Genomic DNA, 14,140 nt, shown 5'->3' with positions numbered 1-14,140 from the left:
TCAGGAGCAACACAATGAGAAAACACCCCTTCAATTCACCGAACCACAGCCCGGACGCGCTCGCGCTCCAGCTTGCGCAAGCGCGCAACAATGAACGTCTGCGCTGCGCCGGCGTTATCTCCGCCCGTCTGGACGCACTGGCCGCATTCATCAGCTCGCAACGCCTTGAATGGCACGATGCCGCTGAATTGTTGCGCCAGGAAGCCAGCCACATCGACAACCAGGCGCAGGAGCTGCACTAATGGCCGACGAAATGGATCTCGCCCAGCAACGCGAGATGGAAGAGCGCGAGCGGCATATTCAGCATGCACGTAATCGCCTGCTGGCACCCTCAAGGCTGACCTGTGAAAGCTGCGATGCGCCTATCCCGCAAGCGCGGCGCATGGCGCTGCCCGGCGTAACCTGTTGCGTTTGTTGCCAGCAGATCGCCGAACTGAAAGACAAGCACTACAGGAGACGCTAATTGTCTGTCACCTGGGCTTATCCGTGGAATGCGCCGCGTTCAGCTATCTCCAGCCCTTTGCTCACTCACGCTGAGCTGCACCGCCGTAATCGCCATATTGCGGCGGTGTCGCAGGCGCGTCAGGCACTGGCGCTTCAGCCGGAGTGCGTGCGCGTTTCACTCACCCGAGCTGCGGATACGATAGAAAAAGAGCACGGTATGGCGCGGGCAGAGGCTTTTCTGCTGCATTTTTATCGCCGCACGCTGCCGAGGCTCAACGCGGTGGCGCAACGCTATCAACTGAATCATTTACAGCCGCGCCTCTCCAGAGCGGTGTTCAACGGCCATTTTGATACGGTTATCCAGCAGGGGCTGGCGCACCGCTTAGTCTCGCTGTTTACCCGCTACAACCAGTTACCGGATATGAACAAAGCCCCTGTCGACAGGCTGGCGGCGGACATCGCCAACTTTATTCGCGGTGAACTGGCAGAGCACGACGACACAAGCGCAACGGAGCTGAAAACGCTGCATCGCTGGTATCTGCACGCGGGCACCATCGCCTTGCAATTCAACGTCACTCCCCCGCACTGGCAGCGAGTGACGCAAAAAGTCGTCAGCGCGGAAGATCTCGCCCCGGCGATCATGCGCCTGTTCAGCGAGCAGTGGTGGCGCGGGCATCTGCGCAAAGCCGCCGGGCAGTGGCGCGAACATTTGCACATCGCCCTCGGCAATGTCAGCAAGAAAAAACAGCCCTACGCCAGCGCGCAGTGCGTAACCGCCTGGCGCGAGCAAAAACGGCGTAACCGCGAGTTTCTTAAAAGCATGGAGCTGGAAGACGAAGAGGGAAACCGCATCAGCCTTATTGATAAACACGACGGTTCGGTAGCCAACCCGGCAATCCGTCGCTGTGAGCTGATGACGCGCCTTCGCGGTTTCGAAACTATCTGCCAGAACCTTGGCTTCTCAGGCGAGTTTTACACCTTAACCGCTCCCTCGGCCTGGCACGCAACAACGCGCGCGGGCTACCGTAACCGGACATGGAACGGCGCCAGCCCGGCGCAAACCCAGGCGTATTTTACCGCGTTGTGGGCGCGTATCCGCGCGAAGCTGCACCGCAACGGCCTGCGCGTTTTCGGCATTCGCGTGGCAGAGCCGCATCACGACGGCACTCCGCACTGGCACCTGCTGCTGTTTATGCAGCCGCAGGAGGTTGCCCGTGTGCGCGAGATCCTCGGTGATTTCGCCTGCCAGCAAGACCGCCACGAGCTGTCCAGCGCGAAAGCGCAACGGGCACGCTTTCACGCCGAAACCATTGATGCACAAAAAGGCAGCGCGACCGGTTATCTGGCGAAATATATTGCCAAAAATATCGACGGCTATGCGCTGGACGGCGAAACCGACCTTGAGAGCGGCGCATTGCTGAAAGAGAGCGCCTGCGCGGTCTGCGCTTGGGCCGCACGCTGGCGCATCCGCCAGTTTCAGTTTATTGGCGGCGCGCCGGTCACCGTTTACCGCGAGCTACGCAAACTGGTCGATAACGATGCCGCGCGCGGGTTAAGCGTGGAATTTGCGCAGGTGCATGAAGCCGCCGATAGCGGCGACTGGGCAGGTTATGTCAACGCGCAAGGCGGGCCGTTCGTCAAACGCGATGCGGTGCAGGTGCGCACTCTTTATGAAGCAGACGGCGATATTAATCAGTATGGCGAAGAGACGCTGCGCGTACGCGGCGTGTACGACAGCGTAGTCGGGAGCGAGTCGCCGCTACTGACACGGCTGAAAAAGTGGAAGATCGTGCCAAAGCGCGCACAGGAAAACGTGCCGGAGACCGCCCTTTCTTGGAGTTCTGTCAATAACTGTACGCCCTTCGAGCCCGATCAGCGGTTAAACCGCCGCCAGCGTCGGCAACTTACCGCCTGGCTGCGCAGCGATATTCTGCAGGCGCGCAAACGGGCGCCAAAAAGCGCGCGCTGTACTGGCAGAAATAGCAGGGAAATAGTTGGAAACACCGGGTTTCCAGCGCGTCCAGAAAGCCATAATGGTTTTCTTTATCAGCAACATAGTGATGGGAACAAATAATTATCGCTTCCCATTAATAATCAGCCTATGATACTGTATAAACATACAGTACAAGAAATTCATGAGAGGGATTCATGGTCTCTGAGCGACTAAATCAGACTCAGCACAAGTGGGCATGCGTGCAATTCATTGCCGAGGTGTCTCTGCTGGCTAACTGCAAACCGTCCGATCTGAAACTGGCGCTGAGTCTGATTGCGGACCTGGCCAACAGCGAAAACGCCACCGATGAGGATGAAAACATTTTCTACAAGGCCGAATAGCGCCCCGCCACGTCCCTTCCCGGCAGTTAACGCTGCCCTTCCCTCGATGCGCCAGCGGCACTGCTGCCTGGTGCATTCGTGCTGTGCTTTTCTCCCTGCGCGCACCTGTTGTGCCAGCGCTTAACCAGCCCCGAAAGATAGCGTCCATCGCCTGCGGTCAGGAAACTTAACCATGGGGAAAAACCTTCCTGATGGAAAGAGACGCGAACGATGAATGTGAAAACACAACAAGGCGATACCCTCGACCTGCTTTGCCTGCGTTATTACGGACGCACCGCATCCGTGGTCGAAACGGTGCTCGCCGCCAACCCGGGGCTCGCCGATCTGGGCGTTATTTTGCCTTATGGCACCACGGTCAACCTGCCGGAAGTACAGACGCAATCCATTAAAGAGACGGTGAATCTATGGGGCTGACCATCGAAAAAGTCACCTCATCGCTGGCGTACTGGATAAGCGTGGCGCTGACCTTTTTTGGAGCCATGACCCCGCAAGACTTCGCCGCCTATTTTGGCGCGCTGGGTGTTGCCGTCACCGTGGCGGTGAACTGGTACTACCGCCGCAAAAGCTATCTGTTCCTCCAGTCCTGCGCGTCAACCCAGGAGGTGATGAATGGGATTACCCGTAAAACGCTGTAGCGCGGCAGCGGTGCTGGCGCTGGCAGTGCTGCTGCCGGATTTCCGCTTACTGAAAACCTCACCGCAGGGGCTGGCGTTGATTGCCGATCTTGAAGGTTGTCGCCTGCGTCCTTACCAGTGCAGCGCCGGGGTCTGGACATCCGGCATAGGTCACACCGCAGGCGTTATACCAACGCGCGATATCAGTGAAAAAGAGGCGGCGAGCAACCTTGTCGCCGACGTATTACAGGTTGAACGCAGACTGGCGCAGTGCGCACCGGTGGCGATGCCGCCGCAGGTGTATGACGCGGTGGTCAGCTTCGCCTTTAATGTTGGCAGCGGCGCGGCTTGCCGCTCGACACTGGTTTATTTCCTTAACCAAAAGCAGTGGCGCCTGGCCTGCAATCAGCTGCCGCGCTGGGTGTTTATCGACGGTGTACGTAACCAGGGCCTGGAAAACCGCCGCCAACGCGAACGCGGCTGGTGCCTGCAGGGGGCGCAATGAATGCTCGTCTGATCGCCCTGTTGATCGCCTCGCTCGGCCTGCTGTGGCTGGTGCAGCAAAACTACTCGCTGAACGCCTCGCTGGCGCAATCCCGCCAGCTTACGCGTGAGCAAAACAGCGCCATCACGCAATTGAAAGCGCAACTGAACGCCGCCGCCGCGTTGGCGGACAAAAACCAGCAGGCGCAGGTGGCACTGCGCCTGCAACTGGATGCCGCCAGCACGCAAGCGGTGCGGCGTGAACAATCGATAACGAGGTTACTCAATGAAAATGACGCGTTTCGCCGCTGGTACAGCGCTGAGTTGCCTGATGCTGTGCGCCGGGTGCACCAGCGCCCCGCCTGCCCTTCCGCCGGTCACTGTTTACAACAGTTGCCCGCTGGTCAGCCTGTGCCCGATGCCGGGAAGTAACCCGCAAACTAACGGCGATTTGAGCGCCGATATCCGCCGACTGGAACTTGCGCTGGCACAGTGTGCGCTCCAGGTCGAAACCCTTAAACATTGCCAGGATGAGATCAATGCTAAAACCCAATACGTTGCGCACCGCGCTGACTGACGCTGTTCCGGCGCTGCGCGATAACCCCTCAATGCTGCGCCTGTGGGTGGACAAAGGCAGTAACACCGCCACCCTCGCCAGCTCACTCTCATTTGAAAAACAGTTCAGCCTCAATGTCACCGTCAGCGGTTTTGCCGGTGATATCGATGCGCTGTTCGTACCGGTGATGGCGTGGCTGCGCGCTAACCAGCCCGACATCCTCACTACCGAAGCCGGTCGCAAAGGCAGCTTCAGTTGGTCGCTGGTGGCGAACACCGACAATACCCACGATCTGACGATGGTGCTGCAACTGACCGAGCGCACCAAAGTCACGGAAATCGACGGCGCGCTGCATGCCGAAACACTGCCGGAACCGCTGCCGCCCGCGTTCGTGACCCGTCCGACCGAGCTTTATATCAACGGTGAACTGGTGAGCCGCTGGCCGGCCTGAATCGCCCGGCGTTGTGCCAAAAACCGGACAGCCCTGTCCGTTTTTCAACGCCCGTCACGCATAGGATGATTTTCGTTATGAACAGACAACTCTCGCTTCAGGAACTGTCCCGCTTGCTGCGCAATATGATCCGCACCGGGGTCATCGTCGACATCGATCTGAACAGCGGGCGCTGCCGGGTGCAGACCGGCGGCCTCGTAACACAATGGTTGCAGTGGTTAAGCCACCGCGCCGGGCATTCACGGAGCTGGTGGGCACCTTCTATCGGCGAACAGGTGTTGCTGCTGGCGGTCGGCGGCGAGCTTGACACCGCGTTCGTGCTGCCGGGAATTTTTTCCGATGACAACCCTGCCCCTTCGGCATCCGCCGACGCCTTGCATGTCGCCTTTCCCGATGGCGCGGTCGTGGAATATGAACCGAAAACCAGCGCGTTAACGGTGAGCGGCATTAAAACCGCCACCATCAGCGCGTCGCAATCCCTAACCGCCACCGTGCCAGACGTGCGGGTGACCGCCACGACCCGCATCACGCTGAATACGCCGGAAGTGGTCTGCACCAACAAGCTCATCACCGGCACGCTGGAGGTACAAAAAGGCGGCACGATGAGCGGCAACATTGAGCACAGCGGCGGATCGCTCACTTCCAACGGCAAAGTGTTGCATACCCATAAACACCCCGGCGATAGCGGCGGCACAACAGGAGCGCCTTTATGACAGTTCGTTACAGCGGGTTAAACCGCACCACCGGCAAGCGTCTTACCGACACCGAGCATATTCGCCAGAGCATCAGCGACATTCTGCGCACGCCGTTGGGCTCCAGAGTGATGCGCCGCGATTACGGCTCATTGCTGTTTGAGATGATCGACCAGCCGCAAACCCCGGCGCTGACGCTGCAAATTCAGGCCGCCTGTTACATGGCGCTATTGAAATGGGAACCGCGCATTAGCGTAAGCGCGGTCACCACCGAGCGCCAGTTCGACGGCAAGTTGCTGGTCAACCTGACCGCGCAACTCGCCAGCACTGGCGAGTCCCTTTCGTTAACCCTTCCAGTGAGTTAAAACCATGCCGATTATCGATCTGAGCCAACTGCCGGCGCCGGATGTGGTCGAGGAGCTTGATTATGAGGCTATCCTCAACGACCGCAAAGCGACGCTGATTTCCCTGTTTCCCGCCGATGAACAAGAAGCGCTGGCGCGCACGCTGGCGCTGGAGTCCGAACCACTGACCAAATTTCTGCAAGAGAACGCCTACCGTGAAGTGATGTGGCGCAGCCGCGTTAACGAAGCGGCCCGCGCGGTGATGCTGGCCTACGCCGCCGGGAAGGATCTGGATGTGATGGCCGCCAACAGCAACACCGCGCGGCTGGTGGTTTCGCCCGCTGACGAGAGCACCATTCCGCCAACGCCGGCGGTGATGGAATCTGACAAAGATCTGCGTCTGCGCGCGCAGCAGGCGTTTGAAGGGCTAAGCGTCGCCGGGCCGGAAGGCGCTTACGAGTACCATGGTCGTAGCGCCGACGGACGGGTTGCCGATATTTCGGTCATCAGCCCGACCCCGGCGTATATCACCATTTCCGTGCTCTCCCGCGAGGGGGACGGCCGCGCCAGCGATGAGCTGATCGCCATCGTGGATAAAGCCCTGAACGCTGAAGATGTGCGCCCGGTGGGCGACCGTGTGACGGTGCAAAGCGCGGAGATCGTGCCCTACCAGATTAACGCCACGCTCTACTTCTACCCCGGGCCGGAATCGGAACCGATTCGCCAGGCCGCTGAACAGCAGTTAAAAGCCTATATCAACGCGCAACGGCGTTTAGGACGCGATATCCGCCAGTCGGCGATTTATGCCGCGCTGCATGTCGAGGGCGTGCAGCGGGTGGAACTGAGCGCACCGCAAAGCGATCTGGTGCTGGCGAAAAATCAGGCCTCTTACTGCACCGCCTGGAGCATTAATGCCGGAGGCACCGATGAGTGACGACCGTTTGTTGCCTGTTGGCTCATCCGTTCTTGAGGTGGCAGCGGCAAAAGCGGCGGCAGATATTGAGCGCGTGCCGGTGCCGCTGCGCACGTTGTGGGATCCGCAAACATGCCCGGCGGAGCTGCTGCCTTACCTGGCATGGGCGCTCTCCGTCGACCGCTGGGATTTTAACTGGCCGGAAGCGACCAAACGCAAAGTGATTGCTGCTTCATTCTTCGTTCATCAACACAAAGGCACGCGCAGCGCGCTACGCCGGGTGGTTGAGCCGCTCGGTTTTTTGATTGAGCTGCGCGAATGGTGGGAGGACAACGCCGAGCCGGGTACCTTTAAACTGGTGATTGGCGTGCAGGAGAATGGCATTACCGAGGAGATGTACCTTGAGCTGGAGCGGCTGATTAATGATGCCAAACCGGCGAGCCGCCACCTGACCGGGTTAAACATCAGCCTGAGCAGCAGCGGCGAGTTTTATGTCGGGGCCGGTTGCTATCTGGGTGAAGAGCTGACCGTTTACCCTTACATGCCGGAAGAGATTGTTGTTGGCGGTGAATATTATCCGGCTTCAGCGGTTCACCTGATTGATGATGTCATCATCACTTAACCACGTAACATCACACCTAACGGGCTGCGGCCCGTTTTTTTTACCCGCCTCGTTGTGCCAGCGGGCAGCCAACCCCGCCTGATAGCGTTCGCCTGTCGCTGAACGGAAAATGTCTTCTGTACTGATTCATCACCCAACAACCTGAGAGTTAACGCATGACTGCAAAATTCTTTGCCATTCTGACCAATCAGGGGGCCGCGAAGCTGGCGAACGCCGCGTCGCTTGGCACAAAGCTTAACCTTACGCAGATGGCGCTCGGCGATGCCAACGGCGTACTGCCCACGCCCGATGCGGCGCAAACTCAACTGATTAATCAGAAGCGAATTGCCCCGCTGAACCGCCTCTCCGTTGATCCGAATAACACCAATCAGATCATTGCCGAACAGGTGATCCCGGAGAACGAAGGCGGGTTCTGGATCCGCGAAATTGGCCTCTACGATGATGACGGCGTGCTGATTGCTATCGCCAACTGCCCGGAAACCTATAAACCGTTGTTGCAGGAAGGCAGCGGTCGCACGCAAACCATCCGCATGGCGCTGATTGTTTCATCGACCGCCGCCGTGACGCTGAAGATTGACCCGTCGGTGGTGCTGGCCACGCGCCAGTATGCGGATGACCTGATGAATAACCATGTCAAAGCCGCCAACCCGCATACGCAATATGCGCCACTTGCCAGCCCGGTATTTAGCGGTGTGCCTACCGCTCCGGATACGCACATCGGCAACTATGGACAGCAAATCGCCAACACAAAGTTTGTTCATGATGCGCTGATTGATGACAACTACATCCTGCCCGTAGGGGGTGTTGTTGCCTGGCCGCAGGCGACTCCGCCATTAGGGTGGTTTAAATGTAATGGCGCCACGTTTGATAAAGCCAAATATCCCAAACTGGCGCTGGCGTACCCAACCGGTGTTCTTCCCGATCTGCGCGGTGAGTTTATTCGTGGCTGGGATGATGGGCGAGGCGTGGATGCAGGGCGAGGTCTGCTGTTAGCTCAAGAGGACGCCATACAGAATATTGTTGGTACTTTTGGACGAACGCAGCTTTTTCAGGACTCCACATTGTCAGGCGCATTCAGGCAAACGGGTTCATCGTTATTATCTGTCGGCCTGGCACCAGCTCCTTCAAACGCAACAGGATATGGTGCATCAAATTGGTCGTTTGATGCATCTCGCGCGGTTCGTACCGCAACGGAAACTCGCCCGCATAACATCTCATTTAACTACATCGTGAGGGCTGCATAATGACGCAAGCGACACTGAACCAGAACCTGATTGCCACCGTTGCCGGAGAGCAAACCGTCTATAACTTCGCAGCCGGTACGCGCGAATATCGTTCGACCTCGGTGGAGTACCTGGCTGTCGGCGTTGGTATTCCGGCAAACGCAGCCATCGATGTGCCGCTCGCGGTGAAAAGTGGTTTTGCGATTTGCCGTAAGGCAGATTTAAGCGGCTGGGAATACATTGCCGATCACCGCGGCGAAACGGTTTATGAGATCGCCAGCGGCAAGCAGACGCAACTGGATAAGCTGGGTGATTACCCGGCAGACGTTACACCGCTTGCACCAGCGACCGCTTATGATCAATGGGACGGCAGCAAATGGGTAACCGATACAACCGCACAGCAGACAGCGCTTGTCACCGGGGCGGAACAGAAAAAAACGCAGTTACTGAGTGAGGCAAAAAACACCATCAGCCTGTGGCAAACCGAGTTGCAACTCGGCATCATCAGCGATGACGATAAAACCCGGCTGATTGCCTGGTTGCAGTACATCAAGCTGCTCCAGGCGGTGGATACCGCAGCGGCACCGGATATCAACTGGCCGCAACAGCCGCAATAATATCAGACGGGCTACGGCCCGTTTTTTTCATTCATAGTTGTCCTGCCCATAAACCAACCCCAACCGATAGCCCTGCCCGATGCGCTCACCGGAAAATAGTGCCCACGTTTCCGACAACTGAGAGTGAACGCATGACCGCGAAATATTATGCCATTCTGACCAATCAAGGTGCGGCGAAGCTGGCAGCAGCTACCGCGCTTGGCACGCAAATCCATATCACACAAATGGCCGTCGGCGACGGCAATGGTTCCCTGCCAACGCCCGACGCCACACAAACCCAACTGCTTAACCAGAAGCGCATCGGTGCGGTGAACACGCTCACTGTCGATGCGGCCAACACAAACCAGGTCATTGCCGAACAGGTGATCCCGGAAAATGAAGGGGGCTACTGGATCCGTGAAATGGGGCTTTTTGATGACGATGGCGTGTTGATTGCCATTGCCAACTGCCCGGAAACGTACAAGCCGTTGTTACAGGAAGGCAGCGGTCGCACACAAACCATTCGCATGGCGCTGATTGTCTCGTCAACGGCTGCGGTAACGCTGAAAATCGACCCGTCGGTGGTGCTGGCGACACGCAAATATGTCGACGATAACGTTATCGAGGTAAAAGCGTATGCCGATCACTTGCTGACCGCACATCTTGCCGCGGCCGATCCACACCCGCAATACCTGCAAATCGCCGATATTGCAAAGTTTACGCCTGTCGGCGTACCGCTACCTTTTCCTTCAGCGACGCCGCCGACGGGGTGGCTCAAATGTAATGGCGCCGAATTTGATAAGGCGAAATATCCGGGGCTCGCCGCGGTATTCCCGTCTGGATATTTGCCCGATTTGCGTGGCGAGTTTATTCGCGGCTGGGCGGACGATGGTTCCTTAGATGCCGGACGGTCACTATTAAGTATCCAGGGCGACGCGATTCGCAATATTACCGGCATGCTTCCTTGCACTGCACCTTATGGATATGAGCAAGATGGGAGAGGTGCATTATTTGGCGCCGCAAGTTTTGCTCACGGAGGAGGCTCGGTGGAATCTAAAGCGGGTGGGTACGGTATTGGATTTAACGCATCCATGGCAGTACCTACTGCTAATGAAAATCGCCCACATAACATCGCATTTAACTACATCGTGAGGGCTGCATAATGACGCAAGCGACACTGAATCAGAACCTGATTGCCACCGTTGCCGGAAAGCAAACCGTCTATAACTTCGCAGCCGACACGCGCGAATATCGTTCGACCTCGGTGGAGTACCTGGCTGTCGGCGTTGGTATTCCGGCAAACGCGGCCATCGATGCGCCGCCCGCGGTGAAAAGCGGCTTTGCGGTTTGCCGTAAGGCCGATTCGAGTGGCTGGGAATACGTTGCCGATCACCGCGGCGAAACGGTTTATGAGATCGCCAGCGGCAAGCAGACGCAACTGGACAAACTGGGTGATTACCCGGCAGACGTTACACCACTTGCACCAGCGACCGCTTATGATAAATGGGACGGCAGCAAATGGGTGACCGATACAACCGCACAGCAGACAGCGCTTATCACCGGGGCGGAACAGAAAAAAACGCAGTTACTGAGTGAGGCAAAAAACACCATCAGCCTGTGGCAGACCGAGTTACAGCTTGGCATCATCAGTGATGACGACAAAGCCCGGCTGATTGCCTGGTTGCAGTACATCAAGCTGCTCCAGGCGGTGGATACCGCAACGGCACCGAATATCAACTGGCCGCAACAACCGCAATAACATCAGACGGGCTACGGCTCGTTTTTTGGTGCCCGGTTGTACTGCCCGCAAGCCAACCACATACAATAGCTCTGCTTATGCGCTCACCGGAAAATAGTGCCTACCTTTCCGTAACTGAGAGTAAACGCATGACCGCGAGATATTACGCCATTCTGACCAACCAGGGCGCGGAGACACTGGCAGCAGCCACCGCCCGTGGCACGCAAATCCATATCACGCAAATGGCCGTCGGGGATGGCAATGGCGAGCTGCCAGTGCCGGACGCTACCCAGACCCAATTACTGAACCAGAAGCGTATCGGCGCAGTGAATACGCTCACTGTCGATGCCGACAACCCCAACCAGATTATTGCCCAGCAGGTGATCCCGGAAAATGAAGGGGGATTCTGGATCCGCGAGTTAGGGCTTTTTGATGACGAAGGCACGCTAATTGCCACCGCAAACTGCCCGGAAACCTATAAACCGCTTTTACAGGAGGGCAGCGGGCGTACGCAAACCATTCGCATGGCGCTGATTGTTTCTTCTGCCGCCGCCGTCACGCTGAAAATCGACCCCTCGGTGGTGCTGGCGACACGCAAATATGTCGATGATAAGGTTATCGAGGTAAAAGCCTATTCCGAAGGCCTGATGAAACAGCATCTTTCATCAGCGAACCCTCACGATCAATACCTGATGATTGGTAACGCCTTAAAAGAACTGCAATCGGCGGGGCTCGTTGCTGAGGCTCTCAAAAATCTTGGTTTGGGAGAGGCCGCAAAGCAGGGAGTAGCCACAAACGCCCAAATGGTGGCAGGAACGGCCACAAATCTTCTACCGAGTGTTGCAACAGTAATGAGCCTTTTCAGCAAGCGCTCATATTCAGCCAATGATTTTATCCGCATCCCTGATGTGCCAGGTGGATTAATTATTCAGTGGGGAACGGTTATATCTGGCAATTTTGGTGATACCCCATGGACATATCCAACACCTTTTCCTAATGCCCGTCTGGGAGTATGGGGAGCCTTCCACCGGATGGGAACGAGTGGTAGTGATTATCCGACGATATCTTTTAACAACATATCTGATCCAACACCAAAATCGCTGAGTAATTTTATGTTGCGCATTAGCGGTAATGGCGGCGCGGGTTACACGGCTTTCGTTTTCGCAATAGGATATTAATTATGACTAAAGCTTATTTTTCACCCTCATTAAAGTCATTTATTCCAATTACATGGAAAAATGACGGAACCTACAGCGATGAAGACTGGCCTGCTGATGCATTTATTGCAACCGATCAAGAAATCACTATGTACTGGAAACAAACTCCACCTCCCGGGAAATTAATGGGTGTGGCAAGTGGCAGACCTGCGTGGGTAGATGAACCAGCCCCGACTCGGGAACAAATTATTGAGCAGGCAAATTCCCACCAGGCATCACTCATACAGAAAGCGTCAAGCAAAATCAGCATACTCCAGGATGCCGTCGATCTCGGAATGGCTACCACAGAGGAAACCGATACATTGACCGCATTGAAAAAATATCGGGTGATATTGATGAGAATAGACACATCAAAAGCGCCCAATATTGAATGGCCTGTCCTGTCAGGCGCTCAGGCCAGTTGATATCAAACGCAGTGGAGGTTACAACGCCCTTCACCACTTTGATGCATTTTATCCAGGCAGTTACGGGGTGATTGTTATCGGGGTGTATACATGCAAGAAAATATTCGGTCGTGAATAGGATATGCAGGATATCCCCACCTTCTGCACCAATAACGAATGTCCCCTGGCCGGAAAAACCGCAATAACAAACAACATCCAACGGGCCCCGGCCCGTTTTTTTTGTCTACCGTGTTGTTTCATCCCCACGCCAACCCCGACAAATAGCGCGTTAGCGCTGCGGTCTGGAAAATAGCACTCACCCCAACACCACGGAGTTAATCGGATGAGTGACTACCATCATGGCGTTCAGGTCGTCGAAATCAACGACGGCACACGCGTCATTTCCACTGTCTCAACTGCTATCGTCGGCATGGTTTGTACGGCCAGCGACGCCGATGCGGCAACCTTTCCACTGAATGAACCGGTGCTTATCACCAACGTGCAAAGCGCCATCGCAAAAGCGGGCACCAAAGGTACGCTGGCATCGTCTTTACAGGCGATTGCCGATCAGGCGAAACCGGTGATTGTTGTGGTGCGCGTCGCGGAAGGCAGCGGCGATGATGCCCAGGCGCAGACGATTTCCAATATCATCGGCACCACCGATGCAAACGGGAAATACACCGGCCTGAAAGCACTGCTGACCGCCGAAGCGGTGACCGGCGTGAAACCGCGTATTCTTGGCGTGCCGGGTTACGACACCCTGGAAGTCGCAACCGCGCTGGCCCCCATCTGCCAGAAGCTGCGTGCCTTCGGTTACGTTAGCGCCTGGGGCTGCAAAACCATTTCGGAAGCTATTAAGTACCGCGAGAATTTCAGCCAGCGCGAGCTGATGGTGATTTGGCCGGACTTCCTCGCCTGGGATACCGTTGCTAACGCCAGCGCCACGGCGTACGCCACGGCGCGCGCACTCGGCCTGCGCGCTTATATCGACCAGTCTGTTGGCTGGCACAAAACCCTGTCTAACGTCGGCGTTAACGGCGTGACCGGCATCAGCACCCCGGTGTTCTGGGATCTGCAGGAATCCGGCACCGATGCGGATCTGCTGAACCAGGCTGGCGTCACCACGCTGATTCGTAAAGATGGCTTCCGTTTCTGGGGCAACCGCACCTGCTCGGATGATCCGCTGTTCCTGTTTGAAAACTATACCCGTACCGCGCAGGTAATTGCCGACACCATGGCCGACGCGCATATGTGGGCGGTGGACAAACCGATTACCGCGACGCTTATCCGCGACATCATCGATGGCATTAACGCGAAATTCCGCGAACTGAAAAGCAACGGTTACATCGTCGATGCGACCTGCTGGTTCGATGAATCCGCGAACGACGCCGAAACCCTGAAAGCCGGGAAACTGTATATCGATTATGACTATACGCCGGTCCCGCCACTGGAAAACCTGACCTTACGCCAGCGCATCACCGATAAGTACCTGGCGAACCTGGTCTCCTCGGTTAACAGCAATTAAGGAGC

General features: G+C 56.7%; 21 protein-coding genes. All 21 read left to right on the top strand.

Going from position 1 to position 14,140, the window contains the following annotated elements; genetic code table 11:
- Positions 1 to 14 precede the first annotated feature (14 nt).
- The 21 genes from M8Q36_RS12310 to M8Q36_RS12210 all read left to right on the top strand — a co-directional run bounded on the left by M8Q36_RS12310 (position 15) and on the right by M8Q36_RS12210 (position 14,135).
- On the top strand, positions 15 to 242 hold the full coding sequence (locus tag M8Q36_RS12310) for a DUF2732 family protein (protein WP_249881082.1): 228 nt from the start codon (positions 15 to 17) through the stop codon (positions 240 to 242).
- Entirely contained in the window at positions 242 to 463 is a 222-nt protein-coding gene (locus M8Q36_RS12305; RefSeq protein WP_020454778.1) for a TraR/DksA family transcriptional regulator, read from the top strand. The genes M8Q36_RS12310 and M8Q36_RS12305 overlap by 1 nt, the downstream gene beginning before the upstream one ends.
- Positions 464 to 2,518, top strand: coding sequence for a replication endonuclease (locus tag M8Q36_RS12300; RefSeq protein ID WP_249881081.1), 2,055 nt, complete (start codon positions 464 to 466; stop codon positions 2,516 to 2,518).
- Positions 2,519 to 2,592: 74 nt separating this feature from the next.
- Positions 2,593 to 2,778 carry a hypothetical protein gene (locus M8Q36_RS12295; protein ID WP_017459947.1) on the top strand — a complete coding sequence of 62 codons (186 nt, stop codon included), beginning with the start codon at positions 2,593 to 2,595 and terminating at the stop codon, positions 2,776 to 2,778.
- A gap of 210 nt (positions 2,779 to 2,988) precedes the next feature.
- On the top strand, positions 2,989 to 3,192 hold the full coding sequence (locus M8Q36_RS12290) for a tail protein X (protein ID WP_249881080.1): 204 nt from the start codon (positions 2,989 to 2,991) through the stop codon (positions 3,190 to 3,192).
- Positions 3,183 to 3,413 (top strand): HP1 family phage holin, encoded by a 231-nt coding sequence (locus tag M8Q36_RS12285; RefSeq protein WP_017459945.1) that lies wholly within the window; start codon positions 3,183 to 3,185, stop codon positions 3,411 to 3,413. The genes M8Q36_RS12290 and M8Q36_RS12285 overlap by 10 nt, the downstream gene beginning before the upstream one ends.
- A complete protein-coding gene (locus M8Q36_RS12280) occupies positions 3,388 to 3,897 on the top strand; it encodes a lysozyme (protein ID WP_249881079.1) in 510 nt (169 codons plus the stop codon). The genes M8Q36_RS12285 and M8Q36_RS12280 overlap by 26 nt, the downstream gene beginning before the upstream one ends.
- Entirely contained in the window at positions 3,894 to 4,307 is a 414-nt protein-coding gene (gene lysB / locus M8Q36_RS12275; RefSeq protein ID WP_249881078.1) for an Rz-like lysis system protein LysB, read from the top strand. Before M8Q36_RS12280 ends, lysB begins: the two co-directional genes overlap by 4 nt.
- Positions 4,207 to 4,452, top strand: a complete 246-nt coding sequence (gene lysC / locus M8Q36_RS12270) for an Rz1-like lysis system protein LysC (protein WP_249881077.1) — start codon at positions 4,207 to 4,209, stop codon at positions 4,450 to 4,452. Before lysB ends, lysC begins: the two co-directional genes overlap by 101 nt.
- The gene (locus M8Q36_RS12265; RefSeq protein ID WP_249881076.1) at positions 4,415 to 4,882 is read left to right on the top strand and encodes a phage tail protein; all 468 of its coding nucleotides are present in this window, start codon (positions 4,415 to 4,417) and stop codon (positions 4,880 to 4,882) included. The genes lysC and M8Q36_RS12265 overlap by 38 nt, the downstream gene beginning before the upstream one ends.
- 77 nt (positions 4,883 to 4,959) lie before the next feature.
- Positions 4,960 to 5,595 carry a phage baseplate assembly protein V gene (locus M8Q36_RS12260; RefSeq protein WP_249881075.1) on the top strand — a complete coding sequence of 212 codons (636 nt, stop codon included), beginning with the start codon at positions 4,960 to 4,962 and terminating at the stop codon, positions 5,593 to 5,595.
- Positions 5,592 to 5,939 carry a GPW/gp25 family protein gene (locus M8Q36_RS12255; protein WP_249881074.1) on the top strand — a complete coding sequence of 116 codons (348 nt, stop codon included), beginning with the start codon at positions 5,592 to 5,594 and terminating at the stop codon, positions 5,937 to 5,939. The genes M8Q36_RS12260 and M8Q36_RS12255 overlap by 4 nt, the downstream gene beginning before the upstream one ends.
- Before the next feature lie 4 nt (positions 5,940 to 5,943).
- Positions 5,944 to 6,852: a baseplate assembly protein gene (locus M8Q36_RS12250; RefSeq protein ID WP_249881073.1), complete on the top strand. Its 909-nt coding sequence runs from the start codon at positions 5,944 to 5,946 to the stop codon at positions 6,850 to 6,852.
- On the top strand, positions 6,845 to 7,453 hold the full coding sequence (locus M8Q36_RS12245; RefSeq protein ID WP_020454787.1) for a phage tail protein I: 609 nt from the start codon (positions 6,845 to 6,847) through the stop codon (positions 7,451 to 7,453). Before M8Q36_RS12250 ends, M8Q36_RS12245 begins: the two co-directional genes overlap by 8 nt.
- A 155-nt stretch (positions 7,454 to 7,608) precedes the next feature.
- Complete coding sequence (locus M8Q36_RS12240; RefSeq protein WP_249881072.1) at positions 7,609 to 8,697, top strand: phage tail protein; 1,089 nt, start codon at positions 7,609 to 7,611, stop codon at positions 8,695 to 8,697.
- Positions 8,697 to 9,293, top strand: coding sequence for a tail fiber assembly protein (locus M8Q36_RS12235; protein WP_249881071.1), 597 nt, complete (start codon positions 8,697 to 8,699; stop codon positions 9,291 to 9,293). The genes M8Q36_RS12240 and M8Q36_RS12235 overlap by 1 nt, the downstream gene beginning before the upstream one ends.
- Before the next feature lie 131 nt (positions 9,294 to 9,424).
- Positions 9,425 to 10,435: a phage tail protein gene (locus M8Q36_RS12230; protein ID WP_249881070.1), complete on the top strand. Its 1,011-nt coding sequence runs from the start codon at positions 9,425 to 9,427 to the stop codon at positions 10,433 to 10,435.
- Complete coding sequence (locus M8Q36_RS12225; protein ID WP_249881069.1) at positions 10,435 to 11,031, top strand: tail fiber assembly protein; 597 nt, start codon at positions 10,435 to 10,437, stop codon at positions 11,029 to 11,031. The genes M8Q36_RS12230 and M8Q36_RS12225 overlap by 1 nt, the downstream gene beginning before the upstream one ends.
- A gap of 128 nt (positions 11,032 to 11,159) precedes the next feature.
- A complete protein-coding gene (locus M8Q36_RS12220) occupies positions 11,160 to 12,188 on the top strand; it encodes a phage tail protein (RefSeq protein ID WP_249882768.1) in 1,029 nt (342 codons plus the stop codon).
- 2 nt (positions 12,189 to 12,190) lie between these two features.
- Positions 12,191 to 12,631: a tail fiber assembly protein gene (locus M8Q36_RS12215; protein WP_249881068.1), complete on the top strand. Its 441-nt coding sequence runs from the start codon at positions 12,191 to 12,193 to the stop codon at positions 12,629 to 12,631.
- Positions 12,632 to 12,953: 322 nt separating this feature from the next.
- Positions 12,954 to 14,135 carry a phage tail sheath protein gene (locus M8Q36_RS12210; RefSeq protein ID WP_249881067.1) on the top strand — a complete coding sequence of 394 codons (1,182 nt, stop codon included), beginning with the start codon at positions 12,954 to 12,956 and terminating at the stop codon, positions 14,133 to 14,135.
- The last annotated feature ends 5 nt before the right edge of the window (positions 14,136 to 14,140 follow it).

Origin of the sequence: Kosakonia sp. R1.Fl, from assembly GCF_023516815.1 — a bacterium.
Taxonomy (GTDB): Bacteria; Pseudomonadota; Gammaproteobacteria; order Enterobacterales; family Enterobacteriaceae; genus Kosakonia.
This window is presented reverse-complemented; position numbering and strand designations above follow the sequence as displayed.